Below are 24,350 nucleotides of genomic sequence, written 5' to 3'. Positions count from 1 at the left end.
CTCCTTAAAAACCGCTTTCCCTGACCCCCAGCGCCGCCATGCGTCGCCAGGCGACCCCCAATAACGACTCGCCGCTGCCCTGCAACACCACCACGCCGCGCAACGGCTGCACAGGCGTCGGCGCCGGTTCGAGGGTACTCAATCGCGCGCCATACTGCGCCTGTACCGGCTCGGCTCGTTGATACTGATCGCGACGCACGGCAATCGGTCCGTGGTGATCGGAGGTCAGTGCCTCCTGATCGACAAACGCCACGCCGTTGGTGTCGATTTCACTCAGTTGCACCGCAATCGCCGGATGCATCGGATCATCGGCGATAAACCGTCCAGTGGCGCCCGGTGCCACGCGCCAGAGTTCTGCCTCGGCCAGATAGCCACGCAAGCGCACGCCGTCCTCGACCACCCGCGCCAGCGGCTCCCGGGTCGACAGCCAGCGCCCCACCGCCCATTGCGGCAGCAGATCTCGCACGGTGCCGGCATGGGGGGCGCGCAATAGCAATCGCTCGCGCTGAGCCGCCAGCCCCCGGTACTCGGCGACCGCTTCGGCCAGGCGCTGCTCGACGATTGAGGCATCGGAGGCCGTTTCGCTGCGGCTGGCCTGACGGCGCATTTGCAATTGCTGAATCTCGATTTCCCGGCGCGCAATGGTCTGGCGCGAATCGAGATCCGGGGAATCCAGTTCGATCAGGACATCACCCTGCGCCACCGACTGCCCGTCATGCACCTTCACGGCTTTGATCCGTGCCGCCACCGGCGCATGCAAGGTGTTGACCCGGCCCGCTTCCAGCATGGCCGGCACCTCGACGGCACTGCGCCACGGCAGGATGAGCACCAGCAACAGCCCGAGCAATGCCAGGCTGCTGAGCAGCACCCGCGGTCCATGCGCCTGCTCGCGGCGGCCCCACCACTGGTGCCATTCACTCATGATGGGCAGAAAGATGAACCAGACCAGCTCCACCAGCATCAGGAAAATCCCCAACACCTTGAAGAACAGGTGATAGACCGCCAGAGCGATCCCGAAAAACAATGCCGCGCGCCATAACCACGAGCCATACCCCCAGATCAGCAAACGCCGTTGCATTGTCGGCGACCAAGGCTCCGGCGCCGCTGCGCCGTAGCCGAACAAAAACTCGCGCAGGCGCCAGCGGCACAGGGCAAACGCCCGACCTTGCAGGTTATCGACCTGCCAGAAATCGCTGAGCAAAAAATAACCGTCAAAACGCATGAATGGGTTGAGATTGACCACCAGTGTGGTGATCCACGTAGCACTGGCGAGCATGAACGCGGCGGTGCGGGCGGGACCGTCGGGCAACAACGACCAGGCCAGCAAGGCAATGCACGCCAACAGCAACTCCGCCAGCACGCCGCCAGCGCCAATCAGCAACCGGGCCTTGCGATCATTGACCCGCCAGGCATCGCTGACATCGGTATAGAACATCGGCAGCAGCACCATGAACGCCACGCCCATGCTCTGTACCCGGCACCCGGCGCGCTTGGCCATGAACGCGTGACCGAATTCGTGGCAGAGCTTGGCGAAGAACAGGGCCACGCCAAACGCCACTGCACCGCCAAGGCTGAACAGATGCGGAAACGTCGCGATAAATCGCTGCCAGTCCCGCGACACCAGAAACACCCCCACCCCCAGCACGGCGGGTAATCCGTAGCGCAGCGCTCGCGGACCGAAGCGCTCCAGCCAAGGCCAGACACGGTTGAGAAAACGCTCGGGGCGCCACAACGGAATTCGAAAAAACAGGTACTGATGCAGCAACACTTGCCACAGGCTCCGGCGCTGGGCATCCGCTTTGACGCTGTAGCTGGCGCGCTGCTGGGGGTCGAGGGCGGTAATCAGGTCGTGGCTGCGCAAAAAAACCAGCAATTGCTCCAGATCCGTACCGTCCAGCGCCAGTCCAGGCTCACGATTGGCCGCTTGCAGGACCTGCTCGGGTTCACCCAGCGACCAGTGACGTAACAAACGCATCGCCGTCGTACCGAGCTTGAAGTAACGCCCCCGCACCGGGTCGGCCAGCGTCCAGCTGGGCGCACCGTCCAGCGCCGGCGCTGCCGGGGACAGTTGCAGGTCGGCACGCAGGCCGGGCAGGCTCATTTACAAGCCCACGCTCTGACGCAAACCGGCCAATGGTCGACGCAGCAGGTACAACCCCAGCGGCGCCCGGTCACCGAAGATTTTCGCCGTGCCGCGCAATCCGATGCGCGGGGGTGGCGCGTCGAAATTCGCATCCAGCCGATAAGCCAATTGCCCGCCCGCCGTAGGTTGCGCTTCATAAGCCGAACGTTCGAGTCTGGCCAGATGCCGTTGCAGCGGGTCACTGTCGAGAAACAAGGCGACTTCAGCACCGGGCTCCAGGGATATCGCGTCCCCCACAGCCAGCTCGATACGCAATTGCGCCTGGGTCGGATCGGCGATCTCCATCAGCCGCTCGCCGGTCTGCACCGGCTTGCCGGTCCAACGTTCGGCATCGGCAAATACCGCGATGCCATCGCGCTCGGCGCGCACTTCGCTACGCTTGAGCAGTTCACGGGCGTAGTCGCGCTCGGCGCGTTTCTGTTCAACCCGGGCGGCCAGCAAATCCAGTTTCGAGCTGGACTCGGCATCGGCGAACGAACGCTGGGAGTTGGCCTTGAGTTCCGCCTCGGCAACCCCGAGGGCGCGTTCGGCGACATCGGCCTGAGCCTTGAGCGTGGTGCTTTCGAAGCGCAGCAGCAATTCGCCGGTCTTCACCGTCTGATTGGGCTTGACCAGGAACTCGGCAATGACACCGTCCAGCGGTGCCGCCACCACCCGACCGCCCAGCGGCACCACTTCAGCCGGCGCCAATACGGACTGGCGCACCGGGATCAACAGCCCGAGCAATAGCACTGCAACCAGCAAGCCCCGGCGTTTGCGGGTCCAACGCAGACGCCAGGGCTTGCGCGGTTGCAACGCCTGCCAGGCGTGGCTGTAGGTATCACCCAGTTGCGCCAGCAGCACCTGTTCGGCTGGGTTCCACGCAACGTCCCGGGCCAGCCACAACCCACCGAACACCTCGCCCTGACGATCGACCAGCGGCAGCCAGAACACCTGCGCCGCCGACAGGCTTTGCCATTCAGCCCGCAGCGACTCGCCGAGGACATCGGCGGCAACGACCCGCGCCTGCTGCAATTGTTCGCGTTTGAACAACTGAGCCACCGCCTGCTCGACGAACGCTACAAAGGGTGAGTTCGGCTCCACCGCGCTGACACCGGTCACGGCCTGCACCTTCCCGGCGATCAACAGTGCCGCATGGCGAAAGCCAAACAATGCCTGTCCATCATTGACCAGGCTGTAGGCCAATTGGGCGGACGTTTGGGCTGCGCGGGTCTGGCGCTCAAGATCAAGAAAACGTGCGAATACCTGTTCGGCACCGCCGCTCACCGGCGCGTTCACTTGAACTCCGCGAAATGCGCAGTGCCGCTCATGCCCGCCAGCAACCCGCTGGCGTCGGGCACGCTGGCCACCAGCAGCAGGGTCTGGCTGCCTTCATCGATTCGTGCGCCCAGGCGTTTGACTGTCGCATCCAGCGGCTTGCCGGTTTCATCGGGGACAAAACTGAAGGTCTGGCCGGGCTTGAGTCGGGCCATCCAGCGCGAGGGCACCAGCAAATGGATTTCCAGGGTGCGATTATCGACCACGTCCAGCAAGGGTGCGCCGGCAGGTACGCTTTCATAGCGCTGTACCTTGCGCTCGACGACCTGGCCATCGAACGGCGCCTGCACGCTGCAACGCTTGACCTGCACTTGATACACCTGGGACTGCGCCTGGGTTTCGCTTACCTTGGCCTCGGCACGTGCCACTTCGAAACGCCCGACCGAATTCAGCGCGGCCAGTCGCCGGTTGTGCGCCAGTTCTTCACCCGCGCCACGGCTGGCCGCTTGAGCGGCATTGAGCTGCGCCTGATAGGCCGAGCAATCGAACCGCGCCAGGGTATCGCCCTTCTTGAACGATTCCCCCTCGCTGAACGGCAACTCGACAATCCGCCCAGGCACCTCACTGGCCAGTACGGCCTGGTCCCGGGCCCGCAGTACACCGCGGGCCTCGGCGCTGGTCGCAGTACTGGCGCCCGCATCCATTTGCGCAAGTGGGTCGTCTGCCCCAGGCGTTTGCGCCTGGACAGCGCTCGCGACGAGGACCGATCCCAACCCCAACACACAGAAAATCCGCATGACCGCACTCCCTTTCGGATCAACCGAGTCTACGGCAGCGGTGACTAGCGTCAAGCAGATGGCCATCATTGCCTGCGTATTAACGCTGCGCCGTCACGGCCAACGGATACACCGACTCCCAACCCCCACCCAACGCCTTGTACAACCCGACGGCCGCCAGCGACACGCCGGTCGAGCTCTCGACCCACTGCTCCTGCGTCGCCAGCAACGCTCCTTGCACGGTGAGCACCGTGACGAAATCCACCACGCCCTCAACGTACTGCTGTTGCGCGGTGTCCAGCGCAATGCGGTTCTGACGTACGGCTTCGGCCAGACTGTCGCGGCGCAACTGGCTGGCGTTGTAGGTGGTCAGTTGATCATCGATTTCATGCCAGGCGCGCAGCACGGTTTGCTGATAGATGATAGCGGCTTCCTGTTGTTGTGCTTCGCGCAACTCGAGCACGCCACGCAAGCGGCCGCCGTCGAACAACGGCAAGCTGAACTGCGGGCCGATCCCGAACGAACGCGAACCCCAGGAGCCGAAATCGCTCAATTGCATGGCCTGGGAACCGATGTTCCCCGACAGGGTGATTCGCGGATAGAAATCACCCTTGGCCACGCCAATACTCGCGGTCGCGGCATGCAGCCGTGCTTCGGCCTGGCGAATGTCCGGCCTGCGTTCAGCCAGTTGCGAGGGCAAGCCAATGGCGACCTGGCGCGGCGTTTGTGGCACCGGTGCGTCTGTGGATAACTCCGCCGTCAATGCCTGGGGCGCTTCGCCCATCAACAGACTCAAGGCGTTGATCAGTTGCCACTGGCGCTGCTCCAGTGCGGGCAGACGTGATTCGATGGCCGCCACCTGCGCAGCGGCTTCAGCGACATCCAGATCCGTCGCGACGCCGTCGGCCAGGCGCAATTGCGAAAGCTTCAGGCTATGGCGGGCGACGTCGAGGTTCTGTTCGGTGACGAGCCGGGTGTTCTGCACGCCACGCAGTTGAATGTAGTCCTGGGCGGTTTCGGCCAGCACCGACAGCAGCACACCGCGTCGGTCGTTCTCGGCGACTTCAAGGTTGGCGTCGGCGGCTTCGGTTTCCCGCCGCACGCGGCCCCAGAGGTCCAGCTCCCAGGACGCGGAAAAACCGGCATCCCACAGGTTGAACGCGGATTGGCCGTTGTGCCCTGACGGGTCGCTCAGGCCTTCACCACTATTACGTTTTCGGGCATAACTTCCCGTGGCCGCGGTATTCGGATAGCGGTTGGCGGTGATCACCTGGCGAACGGCACGGCTTTGCTGCAAACGGCTGCTGGCCAGCTTCAGGTCGAGGTTGTCGGTCAGGGCGCGTTGCGTGAGGGCCGAGAGCTTCGGGTCGTTGAACACCTCCCACCAGCGCTCGTTCATCGTTTCGGCGATGGCTTGGCTGGCGGCTGCCTTTGATGGTTTCGACCACTCGGTGATTTGTGTGGGCTGAGGTTTGTGAAAGTCCGGGCCGACGGTGCAGGCGGACAGGCTCAGCATAAGCAAGGCAGAAAAAGTCAGGCGAGGCTGATGACCTCTTCGCGAGCAAGCTCGCTCCCACAATGGACTTTCTGTGATGCGAAAATCTTGTACATCGCGCATAAACCTTGTGGGAGCGAGCTTGCTCGCGATGGCGTCCGTACCGTCAACACAGGTTTTCATCGCTGAGTCACCTCACGCGAGACACCACTGCCGGTATCGATACTCGCCTCCACCGACATCCCCACCCGCAAGCGCTCGGCCAGCGACTGTCCCGGCTCCAGCACGATTTTCACCGGTATCCGCTGTACCACCTTGGTGAAGTTGCCGGTGGCGTTATCCGGTTTGACCGCGGCGAATGTCACCCCGGTGGCCGGTGCAATGCTTTCGACACGACCGTTCAGTGCCGCACCGCCCAGGCTGTCGACGCGCACTTGCACAGCCTGCCCCGGCTGCACATCCGTCAGTTGGGTTTCCTGGAAATTGGCCATCACATAAGCCTGCGCCAGCGGCACCACGGCGAGGATTTTGCTGCCCGGTGTGACGTAGGCGCCGACCCGCACCGCGCGTTCGCCGACCATGCCGTCCTGTGGCGCGACGATCCTTGTATAGGACAACTCGTAGCTGGCCATTTCCAGCTTCGCTTGCGCCCGTTTCAGCCCCCCTTCGGCTGCATCGCGCTGGGCCATGAGGATCTCCACTTGTTTGCGCTCCGCCGCCAGTACCGCCGTGGCATTGGCCAACCGCGCGGAGGCCTGATCGATGCGCGTTTGCGCCTGTTGCGCATTCTGCACCGTGCCGGCGCCCACCCCGGCGAGGTGCTTGTAGCGGTTCAATTCATGCTCGGCAAACGCCATTTCCGCCTTGGCCGAAACCACCGAGGATTGCGCCTGGGCAATCACCGATGCCTGGCGCTCCAGGGTTGCCCTGGCGTTTTGCAGTTGCGCCCTGGCCACCAGCGTTTCGGCGTCGGCGGCCTGGGCGGCGGCGCGTAGATCCCGGTCATCGATCAGTGCCAGCAACTGCCCGGCCTTGACCTGCTGGTTGTCCTCAACCAGCACTTGCTTGATAAACCCGGCGACTCGCGGCACTACCAGGGTGAAATCCGCCGAGACATACGCATCGTTGGTGTTCTGTTGGGTACGCTTGCCGAACAGGCCGGGCATCGCCAGGTACAGCAGCACACTGACGGCCAATGCGGCGGTCATGGCAACCGCGACTTTCTGCTTTGCTTGAGTGTTCATAAAAACCTTCTGTTTCAGTGGAGCAATCAGGTCGGTGCGCGCGGTGGATAAATCCGCGCCGGTAGCCAGAAAATCAGCAGGATCAAGGTCACAGCGATACCGGCCATGCACAGGTAAAGATCAGAGGAAGTGAGCACCACCGCTTGCTCATGCAGACGATGACCGAGGCTTGTGCTGTCGCGCTCGGCCAGCGGTGAGTTGCCGAGACGGTCGACCAGCATGGTCGAGTGGAAATGCAGGCGTGCCGTGGTCATTGCCTCGATCACCCCGGTGGCGATGACCGCCGACAGGCCTTTGACGGTGTTGAACCAGGCCGATGCAAACGGCCCTTCCATCGGGTTGATGCTGCCGGTGGACAGCATCAGCAGCGGCAACACCGCCATGGGCTGACCGAAAATCTGCAGCCATTGCAGCACATAGAAATCGTCGCGAATCCACGCGGACGTCAATTGCGAACCGCCGACGCACGACAGCGCCAGCATGCTCAGGCCAATGCCCAATACATAGCGGCAATCGACCCAGCGAAAGTTGCACAGCGCCGCCACCAACGGCAGCGCAATCAATTGCGGCAGCGCCGCCAGCAGCATGATCGGCGCGGTCTGCACCGGGCGATAACCCTGGACCTGCGCCAGGTAGCTGGACGGAATAATGATCACCGCCTGCAACACCACCAGCACGCCCGCCAGGGTCAGCAGGGCGAAAGACAGGTTACGGATGCCGAGCATCTGCATCTTGAAAAACGGAATCGGCTGCGACCACTCGCCGGCCAAAAACAGCACCAGCAACAACAGCCCGCCGCCGAGCAATCCGCAGATCAGGTTCGACTCGAACCAGTCCAGGCGATTGCCCTGCAGGATGCCGATCACCAGCATGCAGATGGCGGGAAAGCCCAGCAGCACACCGCGCCAGTTGAAGGACTTGAAGCGCTCCAGGCGGAGGGGGTCCTGGGGTAAGCCATACGCCACTGCGGCCATGGCAATCAGGCAAGGCGCGATGATTTGCCAGAAGGTCCATTGCCAGCCGACATACTCGGTCCACAACCCCGCCAACGGCGTGCCCAGACCCGGGCCGAACGTCGCCGTCAGGGCATAACCGGCCAGGCCATACAACTTCACATTGGCCGGCAGAAAGCGCAGGGCCACGGTCATCAGCATGGGTGGCAATGCACCGCCCGCCAGGCCTTGCAAGGTGCGTAGCAACAACAGACTTTCATAATTCGGGGCGAAGGGGCACAACACACCCAGCAGGGCGAACAGGCTGATGGCGCACAGGGTGAAACGCCGCAACGAGAACGTCACCGCACACCACGGCGCGAACGCCATGGCCGCCACCGAAGTCGCGGTATAACAGGCGACCATCCAGGTGCCTTCATCGTAGCCGATGGCCAACGCACCACGGATGTCGGCCAGGGCGACTTTGGTCACCATCTCGTTCAGGCCCGATATCAGCACCGCCACTAATACGCCAACCAGGCCGATAATGATCCGCGGACCGAAGACAGGTGGAGCGGCTGCCGTGCTGGCCGCAGCAACAGGTGCCGTGACCGTAAGGGAAGTCATGTACTGCAAGCTCCGGCGTGGAAAGACCGAAGCATTCTAAGAAGCGTAATGCCTGACGAAAATCAACTTATTGGAAGGTTATAAGTGCGCCAAACGCAATAGTACAAAACTCTGTGGGAGCGAGCTTGCTCGCGATAGCGGCAGGTCAGCCAATAAAGATGTCGAGGCTGCCGGCCTCATCGCGAGCAAGCTCGCTCCCACAGGGGTTCAGCGGTGACTTTCAGGTTGAGCGGCCAGCCAGGTTTCATCGCAGCAGGATTTCAGCGTTTCACGCAGCCAGCGGTGGGCCGGATCCTTGTCGAATCGCGGATGCCAGGCCTGTGTCAGCATCAAGGTCGGCAACGGAATCGGCAGGTCGAACGAGCGCAACTTCAGTCCGAGCCGCCGCACACTCAGCAAGGCTTCCTTGGGCACCGGCAGAATCAGGTCCGAATCGGGCAAGGCAAACATCGCCGCATGAAAGCTTGGCGCGATCACCGCCACCCGCCGCTCCAGCCCCAGGGCATTGAGCGCGGTATCGATCGGACCTCGAGCAATGCCGCGCCGGGACATGCTGATATGCGAGAACCCCGCGTAACGCTCCGCCGTGATCTCTTCGTCGAACAGCGGATGATCCTCGCGCACCAGGCCGACAAAGTGGGTGGAAAACAGGTTCTGAATCTTCACTTCCGGGGTCAACGGCCGGGTGTTGCTGACGCTCAGATCGATCCGCCCTTCGCGCAATGCCTCATCATCGCCATCGCCTTCCGGGACGAAACGCAATTCGCAGTGCGGCGCCTGCCGGTCAAGGGTGTCGAACAGCTTGCCGCCGTAGACGCCGACAAAGAAGTCGTTGGCCCGAATACTGAAACGCCGCCGCAGCGAACTCAGCTCCACCATATCGGCCGAACGAAACAGCAAACCGGCCTGCTCCACCACGCTGCGAACCTGTTCGCGCAATTCCAGTGCCTTGGGGGTCGGTACCAGGCCACGGCCGGCGCGCACCAGGATCGGATCGCCAATGGCCTCGCGAATGCGCGTCAACGTCCGGCTCATGGCCGCCGGGCTGAGGTTCATCCGCCGCGCGGCGCCCACCACACTGCCCTCGTCGAGCAGGGCGTCGAGGGCGACCAACAGGTTCATGTCTGGGAGTTGCATTGTGAGCACTCGTATTTGATCTGGACTGATTCAGACGCAATGCTAGCAAACAAACTGCCGAATCATGTGTTGGCAGCACCGACCTCTTCGCGAGCCTGCTCGCGAAAGCGGTGGAACCGTCACCACATCCATTCGCGCTAACCCATAGAAATAACTCACACCACTATCAGTTCTGATAGTTCGCAAACCCGGCTCAAGCGAGTAAAACTCAAAGCCTGCCCCGTTTCCGCGAAGATCCCGGCATGAGCCAACCTGCTGATCAAGACAACCGCAGCCGGCCACGCTTAGTACTGCTGGCAACCGACCGCAGCCAATCCATCATTGGCGAAATCGTCGATGGCCAGTCCCAGACCATCGCCTACTCAGCTTACGGTGAGCAGTCCGCGCAGCAGAAAATCGAGACACGACTGGGGTTCAATGGCCAACTGCGTGAAGCCAACATTGGCTGGTACTTGCTGGGCAATGGCTACCGCGCCTACAACCCACGATTGATGCGTTTTCACAGTCCGGACAGTTGGAGTCCATTTCGTGGGGGCGGGTTGAATGCGTATATGTATTGCGTGGGGGATCCGGTGAATCGGGTGGATCCGACGGGGCATTTTTGGGAGGTCATCAAGCTTTTTGTACGGGAGAACATTAGATACCGAACTCCCCAAAAACTCGCCATTGCCAACGTCAAGGCAAACGCAAGATACAAAGCCATGTCTACTCTTGGCCGAAGCTCACGTCCAGATTCTCCCTCGCCACCGAGTCGTCAGGACACCGCTAGGTCTCAGATAGGCGGCTTTATCATGGGAGCGCCAGGCCCTAGAAATCGCGTTCCGTCGCGAGGCGGTGATATCGCGCCCCAAAATGTGGGCGGCTGGGAATCGCAAAATGGAGGGACTCCTTGGCGTGTGAGTCGTACCGCACAAGACGGTCCGTCATTCAAATCACCATCGAGACCAGGACCGAGTAGTTCTGGAGGACCAAGTAATTTTTATGACCAAAAGTATGGCTCATCTTTTAGTAAGTCTAAATCCTCACCTGATGTTGAACTTAAACCATTGTTTGTGCCCGGTAGTAACAATGCTCCCGCGAACAACGCTGCATCGGATGCCTATCGAATACATGTAGCTCACCAAAAGTATCACGACGCGCAATTGCCCGGCCCTCCTCCCTCTTACGCCCAAGTAACGCAAGAAATGGCGATGGAAAATATCAGAAAAGCCGGCAAAAAATAGCGTCTGTCGTCCATCTGCCATAGGGCAATCAAACTCAGACGCTAGCCCTCATTACCGCACCATCCCCCACCGTCTAACCGTCACCCGCTCCAACGAATCAAACACCAGATTCTCCACCAGCAACCCAATCAGAATCACCACCGCCAACCCGGCAAACACCTTGTCCGTGTACAGCTCATTGCGATTCTGAAAGATGTACCAGCCCAACCCACCTTTGCCGCTGGTCGCACCAAACACCAACTCGGCAGCAATCAAGGTCCGCCAGGCAAACGCCCAGCCGATTTTCAGCCCGGCGAGGATTGACGGCAGTGCCGCCGGAATCAGGATGAACAGCACGAAGCGCATGCCCTTGAGGCCGTAGTTGCGCCCGGCCATGCGCAGGGTTTCCGAGACGCCGAGGAAGCCAGCGTAGGTGTTCAGCGCCAGCGCCCAGAGCACCGAATGCACCAGCACGAAAATCAGGCTGTTCTGGCCTAATCCAAACCAGAGCAGCGCCAACGGCAGCAGGGCGATGGCCGGCAAGGGATTGAACATCGAGGTCAGGGTACTGAGCAGATCACGACCGAATTGCGTCGACACCGCCAGCGTGGTCAGGGCAAACGCCAGGACGATGCCGATCAGGTAGCCCTTGAGCAACACCACCAAAGAAATCCACACCTTGCCCAGCAACTCGCCGCTGAGCAGGCCGTCGTAAAGCGCTTGAGCGGTTTGCACAAAACTCGGCAGCAGCAGATCGTTGTTCTGATAACGGGCAACCGCTTCCCATAGCACCGCGAGCAAAATCAGGATCAGGCTTTTGCGCAGCCAGCCCTGTTGCCACAGGCGTTGGCCGAGGGGCAATTCGCGCTCCAGCGGCACGCTGGTCAGTGGCTGCAAAACCGTTTCGAACTCTTCACGCGGGGATGATAAATGGCTCATCGGGCCCTCCTTTCAACTGGCTCAATAAGCGATGCGGATGTCAGCGAAATCCAGCTCATGCTCAGCGTTCGCCGCATCACCTTCGTCGAACAACAGCCGATGAATACGTCGCGCCGATTCCTGAAACGCCACACCGCCGAGGCTGTGCAAATCGTATTGATGGCTGTGGACTTCCGCCCTCACCCGCCCCGGATGGGGTGACAGCAACAGAATGCGATTGCCCACCACCAGTGCCTCTTCGATAGAGTGCGTGACGAACAGCAGCGTGAAACGCACTTCCTCCCAGAGCAGCAGCAATTCTTCCTGCATCTTGCGCCGGGTCAGGGCATCGAGCGCAGCAAAGGGTTCGTCCATCAACAGGATTTTCGGCTGCATCGCCAGCGCCCGAGCGATGGCGACCCGTGCCTTCATCCCGCCTGACAAGGTGTGCGGATAGGCATCGGCAAACGCCGCCAGGCCGACCTTTTCCAGATAGTGCAGCGCTCGCTCTTCGGCCTCCCTGCGCTTGAGGGTTTTCGAAGCCAGAAGCGGAAACATCACGTTCTGTTTGACGGTTTTCCACGGCGGCAGTTGATCGAACTCCTGAAACACCACGATCCGGTCCGGTCCCGGCGCATCGACGCGCTGACCTTGCAGACGGATCTCGCCTTCCACTGGCTGGATGAAGCCGGCGGCGGCTTTGAGCAAGGTCGACTTGCCGCATCCGGACGGACCGAGCAGGACAAAGCGGTCTGCCGGATCGATCTCGAAACTGACTTGATGGGTCGCCCGCACCACGCGCTGCGGTGTGCGGTATTCGAGGCTGACGTTATCGACCGACAGCAGCGCCTGGGCTGCCGCGATCGGTTTGCTGACCGTGTGGCCTTGCAAAGGAGCGTTCATTTCGGTCAGCTCCCTTGCAGTGGTTTGGTGTCCTGGAAGAAGTAATCCTTCCACGAATCCGGTTTGTTTTTGATCGCGCCAACGCGGTACAGGAACTCGGCCAACGGGTAGGTATTTTTCGGCGTGACGCTGAACTCGAACTGCGGGTTGTCGATGATTTTCAGCAACGCCGCACGATCGATTTTGGCCTTGGTAACGCGGATGTAAGTGTCCGCCGCTGCGCCTTTGTCGTTCTGGGCAAACGTGGCCGCTTCGGTCAGCGCGTCAATGAATGCTTTGTAGGTTTTCGGGTTCTCATTGCGGAATTTCTCGGTGGCGAACAGCACCGTCGGCGAGTTCGGACCGAGCAGGTCATAGGTGTTCAGTACCACGTGCACGTTGGGATTTTCCAGCGCCTGATCCTGGAACGGCGGGTTGGAAAAGTGCCCGGTCAACTCGGTTCCGCCAGCGATCAGCGCAGCCGTGGCATCAGGATGTGGAACAGCGATGGTGTACTTGTCGAGGCGATTGAACTCTTTGTCGCCCCACTGTTTGGCCGCCGCGTATTGCAGGAAGCGCGACTGCACCGACACGCCCACCGCCGGCACTGCGATTCGGTCTTTCTCGGTGAAGTCGGCAATGGTTTTGACCTTGGGATTATTGCTCACCAGGTAGTACGGGAAGTTGCCCAGGGAAGCCACGGCCTTGACGTTCTGCTTGCCGTGGGTGCGGTCCCAGATGGTCAGCAGCGGACCGACGCCGGCGCCGGCAATGTCGATCGAGCCTGCGAGCAACGCATCGTTGACCGCTGCGCCGCCCGAGAGCTGGGTCCAGTCGACCTTGATGTCGATGCCTTCCTGCTTGCCGTACTTCTCGATCAGGTTCTGATCGCGCACCACGTTCAGCAGCAAGTAAACGATGCCGAACTGTTCGGCAATGCGGATTTCACCTTCGGCGTGGGCCACGGTCGGTGCCACCAGGCTGCCGGCGATCAGGCTGAAACCCAGACCGATGGCCGCGGCCAGAGGTGCGAATAGAAGACGTTTGGACATGATCAGATCTCCGACAAATCAAAAAGGCGCGTCGCCCTGGATGGTGGTGCGAAACAGCTTGCGGCGCAGATGACTGGGGCATCCGGCGGCGAGGTGGATCAGCGAACGGTTGTCCCAGAACACCAGGTCATGGGGCTGCCATTGATGGCGGTAGATGTTTTGCGGCAGCACGCTGTGGGCGTAGAGCTCGGTCAGCAGTTGCTGGCTCTCGTCTTCCGGCAGGCCAACGATGCGAGTGGTGAACCCCTCGCTGACGAACAACGCCTTGCGACCGTTTTCCGGGTGGGTACGCACGACCGGGTGGACGACTTCGGCGACCTGGGCGAGTTGCTCCGGGGTCAGGGTAGGGCGCCAGTTGCCTTCGAATTTGGTCTCGCTGTAACGCGCGGTGTAGGAGTGCGCGGCCGAGCGACCTTCAACGGCATTGCGCAACGCGAGTGGCAGGTTGTCCCAGGCTTTGTGCATGTCGGCGAACAATGTGTCACCGCCTTCTGACGGCAGCTCCTGGGCATGCAGCATCGAGCCCAGGCTCGGCAGTTCTTTGTAGGAGAGATCGGAATGCCAGAACTTGCCGGCGTCACCCAGGCCGATGTTCTGGCCGTTTTCGACGATGTTGGAGACGATCAGGATTTCCGGATGCCCTGCCAGCAGGAACTGCTTGAGCACATGGATCTGCAACACGCCAAAACGACGGCTGAAATCGATCTGATGCTCAGGGGTTATGCGCTGGTCGCGGAACACCACTACGTGATGATCCAGGTGCGCGCGGTGAATACGGGCGAAGTCCTGATCATTGATCGGGCGGGACAGGTCGAGACCGATGATCTCGACGCCCACCGCTCCGCTGAACGGGCGGACTTCAAAGAATTGTGGCGCGATGCTTGGCGAAGCTGAAGCTGCATACATAAATCACTCCCACGCACGGCACGCTCAAAGGCGCGCGCGTCGATCAGAAACTCACGGAGGTCCCGTGTTGGTTCGTGTCGTGCGGCGCGCCGATTGGTCGACAGGTACGCAGGAGACTGACTTTATAGATATAAGAATTGAAATTTAAATACCGTTAACGAATAACGATATGGCGATTGCTAAGGGAGTGGAGGAATCGTGGTGTGACGTTATTTGTCACTTTCTGACAGGATTGTGGTGTTTTGGCGGACGCTATCGCAAGCAAGCTCGCTCCCACAGGGGTCAGTGGAAACACAAAAATTGCGTTTCAACACAGATCCATTGTGGGAGCGAGCTTGCTCGCGATGGGGCCAGTGGCCCCGAAGGTGGATTACCGCTCGTGCAGCGCCTCGGCCCGCGCACGGATGATCGGCTTGAGCAGGTAGCTCAGCACGGTCTTCTTGCCGGTGATGATGTCCACGGAAGCCACCATCCCCGGAATGATCAGCAATGGTTTTTCGTCGGTGCCCAAGTGACTGCGGTCGGTGCGCAGCTTGATGATGTAGTAGGTGGTCTTCTTGTCTTCATCGGTGATGGTGTCGGCACCGATCTGCTCCAGCTTGGCCTTCATCCCGCCGTAGATGGTGTAGTCATAGGCGGTAAATTTCACCGTCGCTTCCTGGCCCGGGTGCAGGAACGCGATGTCCTGCGGGCGGATCTTCGCCTCGACCAGCAAGGTGTCGTCCAGCGGCACGATTTCCACCAGGTCGCTGCCCGGCTGGATAACCCCGCCGATGGTATTGACCAGCAACTTGTTGACGATGCCACGCACTGGCGAAGTGACCAGCGTCCGACTGACCCGGTCTTCCAGGGCCTTGCCGGTGGCCTGGGCCTTGTTCAGGTCGGTGCGTGCTTCATTGAGTTGGGTCAGGGCTTCGCTACGGAACTTGCCACGGGTTTCATCGACCTTGCGCTGCACTTCCTTGATTGCCGATTCGGCTCGTGGAATTGCCAGCGTGGTGGCGTCGAGCTGACCACGGGTCTCCGCTTCGGCACGCCTGAGGCGCAGGACTTCCACCGGTGATACCGCGCCTTGGGCCACCAACGGCTCGGACATGCTGATTTCCTGACGCTGGAAGCCCAATTGCTGGCGATACTGCGCCTGTTTGGAGGTGAATTCGCGCAGCTCTTGCTGGCGCTGGATCAGCTGCTCCTGCAAGCCACCAATCTCATCGTGCAACTGTTGGCGACGACTGATATAGAGCGATTCTTCACTCTTGGCCTGACCCGGCACGGCCTTGAGCACATCCTCGGGGAAGTTCAGCGGGCGATCTTCGACCTCGGCGCTCAAGCGCTCGACCCGCAGCAGCATCGACAACCGATCGGCCTCGGTTTCACCGACGTTCGAAGCAAATCGCGTGTCGTCCAGGCGAATCAGCGGTGCGCCGGCTTCGACAATCTGACCTTCCTTGACGAACAACTCGGCAACGATACCGCCTTCAAGGTTCTGGATCTTCTGGATCTTCGACGATGGAATCGCCTTGCCGTCGCCCTTGGTCACCTCGTCGATCACCGCGAAGTTGGCCCAGAGCATCAGGAACACAAAGAACGCGATGATCGCCCAGATCGTCAGCCGCACCACGCGGGGCGCATCCTCGATCAGCGCCTTGTTGACCTCCGGCAGCGGCTGCCCCTGAAGTGAAGCAGAGCCTTTGAAGTAGCGAAGGATCGAACCCTTACCCGACTTAAGCAACACTGATCTGCCCCTTCTTCAACGCTTCCATCACTGCGGCTTTCGGGCCGTCGGCGAGTATCTGCCCGCGGTCGACCACGATCAGGCGATCCACCAGCGACAACAGCGATGCCCGGTGCGTTACCAGCACCATGGTCTTGTTTTCGATCACCGCTGCCAGGCGCTGCTTGAGGCGCTCTTCGCCAGTGTTGTCCATGGCGCTGGTCGGCTCGTCGAGTAGCAGGATCGGCGGGTTGAGCAGCAATGCACGGGCCAGGGCGACGTTTTGCCGTTGACCGCCGGAGAGGTTCTGCCCGCGCTCGCCGACTTGCAGCTCATAACCCTGCGGATGCAGGCGCGCATACTCGTGGACGCCGGCCAGTTCTGCGGCTTGCAGCACCAGTTCGTCCTCGACATACCGCGCACCGGAAACCAGGTTGTCGCGCAAGGTGCCGGCGAGCAACTGAATGTCCTGGGGCACGTAGCCGATGTTGTAGCGCAGCTCGCTGACGTCGATCTGGCGGATATCCACACCATCGACCAACAACGCGCCGTCATCCGGCTGGTACAGCCCCACCAGCAACTTCGCCAGCGAGCTCTTGCCCGAGCCGCTTCGGCCAATGATGCCGACCTTCTCGCCGGGACTGATCGACAGGTTGATGTTCTTCAGCGCCAGATTCTGCTGTTGCGGGTAGGTGAAGTTGAGCTGGCGGCACTCAATGCCACCCTGCAGCACCTTGCGGCTGAGCGGACGCTCTTCGAAATTGCGCTCCTGGGGCAGCTCCATCATCTGGTCGACCGAGGTCATGGTCACCCGCGCCTGCTGATAACGAGTCAGCAGCCCGGACAGTGACGCCAGCGGGCTGAGCGCACGACCACTGAGCATGTAGCAGGCAATCAGGCCACCCATGCTCAGGTGACCGTCGATGATCTGGTACACGCCGAAGACGATCATGATCACGCCGGCCAGTTGCTGGATCAGCAAGGTGATATTCATCGCCAGGCCGGAGAGCATTTTCACCCGCAACTCAAGGCGACTGAGGGTGCCGATGGTCTGCTCCCACTGATACTGGCGTTCGCTTTCGGCGTTGTTGACCTTCACCGCATCCAGGCCGGCCAGGGTCTCGATCAGGCTCGACTGACGCTCGGCCCCCAGCGCCATGGTCCGTTCCATGGTCGCCACCAGGGGTTTCTGCAAGGCATAGCCAATGGCCAGGGCGATCGGGAATGCCAGCACCGGTATCCAAACCAGATGCCCGCCAAGGATCGCGATGACGATAAAGATCAGAATCGTGAACGGCAGGTCAATCAGGCTGGTCAGTGTCAGCGAGGCGAGGAAGTCCCGCAGGCTCTGGAACTCATGGATGTTCTGGGCAAAGCTGCCGACCCGCGCCGGCCGGTATTTCATGGCCATGCCAACGATGCGCTCGAACAGCGTGGCCGAGATAATCAGGTCGGTTTTCTTGCCGGCCAGATCCAGGCACAGGCTACGCAGGCTTTTCAGGATCAGGTCGAACAGGTAGGCGCCCGTGATGCCGAGTGCCAGCACCCAGAGCGTCGCTTCGGCCTGGTTTGGCACGACACGGTCGTAGACGTTCATCACGAACAACGGCGCGGCCATGGCAATGATGTTGATCAGAAAACTGGCGGCGATGGCGTCGGCGTACAACCAGCGCGAACGCTTGAGAGTGTCGCGGAACCACGAGCGCGCACGCGGAATCAGCGTGCCGTGATTGACGTCGAACTTGTGCTGCGGCTGGGCGAAAAAGACTTTGCCGATGTAGTCATCGGCCAGCAGGTCACGGCTGACCAGGGACTCACCGCCGTCGCTTTCGCTGAGCAGCACCCGTACCTGATCTTCGCCTTGCCAGCCGAGCAGGACGGCACTTCGACCGTCCCTGAGCAACAACAATGCTGGCATCGCAATCGCCGGAATATCCTCCAGCTTGCGTTGCAGCACCCGACCTTGCAGCCCCGCGCGAGCGGCCGCACGAGGCAGCAACTCGACACTCAAGCGTTGCTCGGGCAGCGGCAGGCCGGTGGTCAGCATTGCCGCGCTGGCAGGTTTCTGGTGCAGCATGCAAAGAGCGAGCAGACCATCCAGCAACGGATCGTCATGCAACGCGCGCGGATCATGGATGAGTTGAACCCGACTGACTTCTGATTCCACGCTCGGCACTCTTGGCTAACAATTGAACAATGAAGGTCCTGCTTAATTCATACCGGGCAATTGGACCTTGGGCTTCATGTCGTTCTGCACAACGGATGCCAATGGTGCGACCACTCCCTGGCTCTTGAGCAATTCGCCCATGGTCGCCTTGATTCGGTACTGAGTAAATAACTGAATGTTCTTGATCTCCGCCAGACGGCGGGAGGAGGAAAACAGTTCGTTCTCACTGTCGAGCAAATCGAGCAGGGTGCGCTCGCCGAGACTGAACTGACGCTGGTAAGCGGTACGCACGGCGGTGCTGTGGTCGACGTATTGCTGGGCGATCGGCACTTGCGCGTTGGCGTTGTTCAGGGCGTTCCAGGCCAGGCCCAGCTCTTCATTCAATTGGCGCAGGGCGTTGTTGCGGATGTCCAGCGCCTGGTTCGACAGGTAGGACTTGGATTCCAGATCGGCCTTGTTGCTGCCGCCGGCATACAGATTGAAGCGCATGCGCAGCATGGCCTGCCATTCGTTGTTGTGGCCGTTCTGACCATCAATGTCGTTGTCCGCGGAGCGACCCAACTCAGCATCGAAGCGCGGGTAGAACGTCGACTTGGCCGTGTCGTATTGCTTCTCGGCAGCGGCGATATCGGATTCGGCCGAACGCAGGATCGGGCTGTTTTCCAGCATCTGTGCACGGGCTTCATTCAGGTTGGCCGGCATCAGCGCCATGAAACTCGCCGGGCGTTCCAGTTGATCGGGCATCTGGCCAACAGCGGAGAGGTAGTTGGTTTCGGCGTCTGCCAGGTTGGTCTGCTCGGTGATCAGGTTGTTGCGCGCCTGGGCCATCCGCGCCTCCGCCTGATCAAGGTCGGCGCCACTGCCAACGCCACGCTGGGTGCGCAGTTGGATCTGGTCGTAAATGCGCTGGTGGCTCTTGAGGTTGTCCTCGGCCAGACGTACGAATTCGCGACGAGTCAGCACGTCGAGATAGACCTGGGCCACGGTCAGCCCGGTGCGCTCGGAAGTACTCAGCAGCGAGTAGGCGCGGGAGTTGACAGTGGCTTGTTGACGCCCCACTTCGCTGGACGTCGCAAAACCGTCAAAAACCATTTGGGTCAGACGTAAATTTGACTCACTGCGATTCAGGGTTTGCCAGTGATTGTTGCTGCCGTCCGTTCGCGTCGTCACGCTATCGGTGCCTTCACGACCATAACCGCCCAGCAGGTCGACCCGTGGCAAATATCCACCTTTTGCAGCCTTCAACTGATAATCCGCAGCCAACCGACTGTTGACACCCGCCTGAACTTCCGGATGGACATCCAGCGCTTGTTGCATGGCTTCTGGTAAGGACTGCGCCTGCACAAAAGACGCGGCGAGGACGAAAGGTATTGCCATGAACAAAGGCGAACGCATTGTAGGAATTTCCCAGAACTTCTTGTCTTGAATCACAGCAAAAGAACGCGCTGCGTCGAAAGATGGCAAGCGGAATGACCGTATGTCGGAAAGTTCAAAAAGCGGAACTGGATCACATACCGAGGACGAGTCACAGCCGAAATATCAATGTGACATTACTGGGACGATTGTTTAGGATGGCTCGAGGAAGGTCAATAGTTTGGCATAAAGTTAATAACGAAAAAATATAGCCAATATATTGACGATTTGATGCGTCAAATTTGTGCATCTATTTTGCAATGTACGTCCAGACTGGTCGGCACAGACAAATGCCATCAGGTCCATGGAAGTCAACTGAACGTGACACCCCGGAGAGTCTTCAATGAGCAGTGTTGTTGCCATCGTCAAAAGCATTGTTGGTCAGGTTTTCGTGGTGTCCCCCGAGGGCATCCGCCGCGTTCTCGTTGAAGGCGACAAACTGTTTGCCGGCGACCGGATCGACACTGGCCTTTCCGGCGCCGTGTCCCTGGAACTGGCCGATGGCCGCACCCTGGATCTGGGTCGTGACACTCAGTGGAGCGCTGACGCTCCAGACTCCAGCACTGACCTGGCAGCTGCCACCGCGCAAGCCGCGCCTTCGGTAGAAGAGCTGCAACAGGCCATTGCTGCCGGTGCCGACCCGACAAAAGACCTTGAAGCCACCGCTGCCGGCCCGGTTGCCGCAAGTTCTGGTGGTGCCGTCGGTGGTGGTCACAGCTCCGTGATGCTCGACGCCACCGCTGGCCGCGTCGATCCGACCATCGGCTTCCCGACTGCGGGTATCAACACTGCCGGGCAAACGACTCTGGAAATCCCGGGTGGCCAGGCCACCAACGCCAACATCAACGCCAATACCAACGCTAATACCAACGCCAATACCCCGAGTGAGTCAGCCCTCAGCCTCAGTGCCACGCCGACCATCACCGAGGCCGGTGGCGTGCTGGTGTACACCGCGACCCTGACCCAGGCACCACTGACCGACCTGACTGTCACGCTGTCCAACGGCGCCGTGATCGTGATTCCCGCAGGCGCGACCACCGGCACCGTCAACGTGCCATTGGCTGCGAACGACACTGTCTATAACGACGCGACCCAGATCGATGTAACTGTCACCGGCACCAGCGGCGGCAGCGGCATCACTGTGACGCCGCCGACGACCCCGGCCGTGACCCAGGTCACCGATACCCTCGACACCACCACGGTCACCCTGACGGCCGGTAACACCGTCACCGAAGGCGGCCAGATCACCTACACGGCGACCCTGACCAATCCAGCACAGACGCCAGTAACCGTCACTCTGTCCAACGGCTCGACCATCACCATCGCCGCCGGCCAGACCAGCGGCTCCGTGAACGTGCCGACCTCAGCCAATGACGTCTTTAACAACGGCAGCACCGTCAGCAGCACCATCACCAGTACCACCGGCGGCAACTTCGAAAACCTGGTGCCCAACACCACGCCGGCCGTGACCACCATCACCGATTCCGTGGACAACACCGGCCTGACCCTCACCGCCACCGGTAACATCACCGAAGGCGGTCAGATCACCTACACGGCGACCCTGAGCAACCCGGCCGGCACGCCGATGACCGTGACCTTGAGCAATGGCTCGGTCATTACCATCGAGGCGGGCCAGACCAGCGGCAGCGTGAACGTGCCGACTGCGGCCAATGATGTCTATAACAACGGCAGCACCGTCAGCACCACCATCACCAGTACCACCGGCGGCAACTTCGAGAACCTGGTGCCGAACACCACACCAGCCGTGACCACCATCACCGATTCCGTGGACAACACCGGGCTGACCCTGACCGCCACCGGCAACATCACCGAAGGCGGCCAGATCACCTACACGGCGACCCTGAGCAACCCGGCCGGCACGCCGATGACCGTGACCTTGAGCAACGGCTCGGTCATTACCATCGACGCGGGCCAGACCAGCGGCAGCGTGAACGTCCCGACTGCGGCCAATGATGTTTATGTCAACGGCAGCACCGTCAGCATCACGATCACCGGCACCACCGGCGGCAACTTCGAGAGCCTGGTGCCGAACACCACACCAGCCGTGACCACCATCACCGACTCCGTGGACAACACCGGCCTGACCCTCACCGCCACCGGCAACATCACCGAAGGCGGTCAGATCACCTACACGGCGACCCTGACCAACCCGGCCGGCACGCCGATGACCGTGACCTTGAGCAATGGCTCGGTCATTACCATCGAGGCGGGCCAGACCAGCGGCAGCGTGAACGTGCCGACTGCGGCCAACGACGTCTATAACAACGGCAGCACCGTCAGCACCACGATCACCAGTACCACCGGCGGCAACGTCGAGAACCTGGTGCCGAACACCACGCCGGCTGTGACCACCATCACTGACTCGATTGACACCACCACGGTTACCCTGACCGCGACCCCGAGCGTGGACGAAAACGGCACCATCACTTACACCGCGACCTTGACCGATGCCCAAGGCAAACCGGTCACCGCGCAAAACGGTCCGGTCACCGTGACCCTCGACAGCGGCAAAGTCATCACCATTGCCGAAGGCCAGAGCTCCGGCAGCTTGCCGGTCATTGTGGGCAACGACGTTTACAAAGGCCCGACCACCGTCACCGAATCCATCAAGGACGCGGTGGGCGGCAACCTCGAGTCCATCGATCCGATCAAGGCCCCGGTGGAAACCACGGTTACCGACGTCAACGACACCACCACCGTGACCTTGACCGCCACTCCAAGCGTGGATGAGAACGGCACCATCACCTACACCGCCACGCTGACCGATGCCCAGGGCAAACCGGTCACCGCGCAGAACGGTCCGGTCACCGTGACGTTGGACAGCGGCAAAGTCATCAGCATCGCCGAAGGCCAGAGCTCCGGCACCCTGCCGGTGACGGTGGGCAACGACGTTTACAAAGGTCCGACCACCGTGACCGAGTCGATTAAATCGGCTGACGGCGGCAACCTCGAAGCGATCAACCCGATCAAGACCCCCGTGGAAACCACGGTTACCGATGTCAACGACACCACTACGGTGACCTTGACCGCGACCCCGAGCGTGGACGAAAACGGCACCATCACTTACACCGCGACCTTGACCGACAAGAACGGCACCCCGGTCACCGCGCAAAACGGTCCGGTCACCGTGACCCTCGACAGCGGCAAGGTCATCACCATCGCCGAAGGCCAGAGCTCCGGCACCCTGCCGGTGACGGTGGGCAACGACGTCTACAAAGGTCCGACCACCGTCACTGAATCCATCAAGGACGCGGTGGGCGGCAACCTCGAATCCATCGATCCGATCAAGGCTCCGGTCAGCACCACGGTTACCGATGTCAACGACACCACCACCGTGACCTTGACCGCGGCCCCGAGCGTGGACGAAAACGGCACCATCACTTACACCGCGACCTTGACCGATGCCCAGGGCAAACCGGTCACCGCGCAGAACGGTCCGGTGACTGTGACCCTCGACAGCGGCAAGGTCATCACCATCGCCGAAGGCCAGAGCTCCGGCACCCTGCCGGTGACGGTGGGCAACGACGTCTACAAGGGTCCGACCACCATCACCGAATCCATCAAGGACGCGGTGGGTGGCAACCTCGAAGCGATCAACCCGATCAAGACCCCCGTGGAAACCACGGTTACCGATGTCAACGACACCACTACGGTGACCTTGACCGCCACCCCGAGCGTGGATGAGAACGGCACCATCACCTACACCGCCACGCTGACCGATGCCCAAGGCAAACCGGTCACCGCGCAGAACGGTCCGGTCACCGTGACGTTGGACAGCGGCAAGGTCATCACCATTGCCGAAGGCCAGAGCTCCGGCACCCTGCCGGTGACGGTCAGCAACGACCTCTACAAGGGTCCGGCCACCGTCACTGAATCCATCAAGGACGCGGTGGGTGGCAACCTGGAATTGGTGTCGCCAAACACAACGCCAGTAACCACCACGGTCAATGACGTCAACGACACCACCACCGTGACCCTGACCGCCACTCCGAACGTGGCCGAGAACGGCACCATCACCTACACCGCCACGCTGACCGATGCCCAAGGCAAGCCAGTCACCGCGCAAAACGGTCCGGTCACCGTGACCCTCGACAGTGGCAAAGTGATCACCATTGCCGAAGGCCAGAGTTCCGGCACCCTGCCGGTGACGGTCGGCAACGACGTCTACAAGGGCCCGACCACCGTCACCGAATCCATCAAGGACGCGGTGGGCGGCAACCTCGAGTCCATCGATCCGATCAAGACCCCCGTGGAAACCACGGTTACCGATGTCAACGACACCACTACGGTGACCTTGACCGCGACCCCGAGCGTGGACGAAAACGGCACCATCACTTACACCGCGACTTTGACCGATGCCCAGGGCAAACCGGTCACCGCGCAGAACGGTCCGGTCACCGTGACGTTGGACAGCGGCAAGGTCATCACCATCGCCGAAGGCCAGAGCTCCGGCACCCTGCCGGT

At 61.0% G+C, this 24,350-nt stretch carries 15 protein-coding genes and 1 pseudogene; 2 read left to right on the top strand and 14 right to left on the bottom strand.

Features of this window, described 5'->3' with window-relative positions:
- Positions 1-4: 4 nt before the first annotated feature.
- From ABIE16_RS26340 to ABIE16_RS26310, 7 genes are all read right to left on the bottom strand, one after another.
- Positions 5-2,101 (bottom strand): biotin/lipoyl-binding protein, encoded by a 2,097-nt coding sequence (locus tag ABIE16_RS26340; protein WP_429522229.1) that lies wholly within the window; start codon positions 2,099-2,101, stop codon positions 5-7.
- Positions 2,102-3,421, bottom strand: a complete 1,320-nt coding sequence (locus tag ABIE16_RS26335; RefSeq protein ID WP_090452397.1) for an efflux RND transporter periplasmic adaptor subunit — start codon at positions 3,419-3,421, stop codon at positions 2,102-2,104. It lies immediately after the preceding gene.
- A complete protein-coding gene (locus tag ABIE16_RS26330; protein ID WP_057712541.1) occupies positions 3,418-4,197 on the bottom strand; it encodes an efflux RND transporter periplasmic adaptor subunit in 780 nt (259 codons plus the stop codon). Before ABIE16_RS26330 ends, ABIE16_RS26335 begins: the two co-directional genes overlap by 4 nt.
- A gap of 79 nt (positions 4,198-4,276) precedes the next feature.
- Complete coding sequence (locus ABIE16_RS26325; protein ID WP_429522228.1) at positions 4,277-5,854, bottom strand: efflux transporter outer membrane subunit; 1,578 nt, start codon at positions 5,852-5,854, stop codon at positions 4,277-4,279.
- The gene (locus ABIE16_RS26320; protein WP_429522227.1) at positions 5,851-6,915 is read right to left on the bottom strand and encodes an HlyD family secretion protein; all 1,065 of its coding nucleotides are present in this window, start codon (positions 6,913-6,915) and stop codon (positions 5,851-5,853) included. The genes ABIE16_RS26325 and ABIE16_RS26320 overlap by 4 nt, the downstream gene beginning before the upstream one ends.
- A 26-nt stretch (positions 6,916-6,941) precedes the next feature.
- Complete coding sequence (locus tag ABIE16_RS26315; RefSeq protein ID WP_429522226.1) at positions 6,942-8,474, bottom strand: MFS transporter; 1,533 nt, start codon at positions 8,472-8,474, stop codon at positions 6,942-6,944.
- 207 nt (positions 8,475-8,681) lie between these two features.
- Positions 8,682-9,611 (bottom strand): LysR family transcriptional regulator, encoded by a 930-nt coding sequence (locus ABIE16_RS26310; protein WP_218495500.1) that lies wholly within the window; start codon positions 9,609-9,611, stop codon positions 8,682-8,684.
- Between the two features lie 242 nt (positions 9,612-9,853).
- On the opposite strand from ABIE16_RS26310, the gene ABIE16_RS26305 reads away from it, so the two are divergent.
- Positions 9,854-10,834, top strand: a complete 981-nt coding sequence (locus tag ABIE16_RS26305; RefSeq protein WP_429522225.1) for an RHS repeat-associated core domain-containing protein — start codon at positions 9,854-9,856, stop codon at positions 10,832-10,834.
- A 51-nt stretch (positions 10,835-10,885) separates the two neighbouring features.
- On the opposite strand, the gene ABIE16_RS26300 is transcribed toward ABIE16_RS26305, so the two are convergent.
- The 7 genes from ABIE16_RS26300 to ABIE16_RS26270 all read right to left on the bottom strand — a co-directional run bounded on the left by ABIE16_RS26300 (position 10,886) and on the right by ABIE16_RS26270 (position 19,847).
- Complete coding sequence (locus ABIE16_RS26300; protein WP_154910775.1) at positions 10,886-11,752, bottom strand: ABC transporter permease; 867 nt, start codon at positions 11,750-11,752, stop codon at positions 10,886-10,888.
- Between the two features lie 21 nt (positions 11,753-11,773).
- Entirely contained in the window at positions 11,774-12,634 is an 861-nt protein-coding gene (locus tag ABIE16_RS26295) for an ABC transporter ATP-binding protein (RefSeq protein ID WP_429522224.1), read from the bottom strand.
- A 5-nt stretch (positions 12,635-12,639) separates the two neighbouring features.
- Positions 12,640-13,665 carry an ABC transporter substrate-binding protein gene (locus ABIE16_RS26290; protein WP_429522223.1) on the bottom strand — a complete coding sequence of 342 codons (1,026 nt, stop codon included), beginning with the start codon at positions 13,663-13,665 and terminating at the stop codon, positions 12,640-12,642.
- An 18-nt stretch (positions 13,666-13,683) separates the two neighbouring features.
- The gene (locus tag ABIE16_RS26285) at positions 13,684-14,571 is read right to left on the bottom strand and encodes a TauD/TfdA dioxygenase family protein (RefSeq protein WP_218495503.1); all 888 of its coding nucleotides are present in this window, start codon (positions 14,569-14,571) and stop codon (positions 13,684-13,686) included.
- 370 nt (positions 14,572-14,941) lie between these two features.
- Positions 14,942-16,306 (bottom strand): HlyD family type I secretion periplasmic adaptor subunit, encoded by a 1,365-nt coding sequence (locus ABIE16_RS26280; RefSeq protein WP_090452377.1) that lies wholly within the window; start codon positions 16,304-16,306, stop codon positions 14,942-14,944.
- The gene (locus ABIE16_RS26275; RefSeq protein WP_340312645.1) at positions 16,296-18,452 is read right to left on the bottom strand and encodes a type I secretion system permease/ATPase; all 2,157 of its coding nucleotides are present in this window, start codon (positions 18,450-18,452) and stop codon (positions 16,296-16,298) included. The genes ABIE16_RS26280 and ABIE16_RS26275 overlap by 11 nt, the downstream gene beginning before the upstream one ends.
- Positions 18,453-18,494: 42 nt before the next feature.
- A complete protein-coding gene (locus tag ABIE16_RS26270) occupies positions 18,495-19,847 on the bottom strand; it encodes a TolC family outer membrane protein (protein ID WP_057712553.1) in 1,353 nt (450 codons plus the stop codon).
- Between the two features lie 361 nt (positions 19,848-20,208).
- Between ABIE16_RS26270 and ABIE16_RS26265 the strand changes: the two are divergent.
- Positions 20,209-24,350: pseudogene (locus ABIE16_RS26265) on the top strand (LapA family giant adhesin); the annotation flags it as partial.

The sequence above is a fragment of the Pseudomonas sp. 2725 genome (assembly GCF_050434585.1).
Taxonomy (GTDB): domain Bacteria; phylum Pseudomonadota; class Gammaproteobacteria; order Pseudomonadales; family Pseudomonadaceae; genus Aquipseudomonas; species Aquipseudomonas jessenii.
Note: the sequence above shows the minus strand (reverse complement) of the source record. Positions and strands in the feature narration are given on the sequence as shown.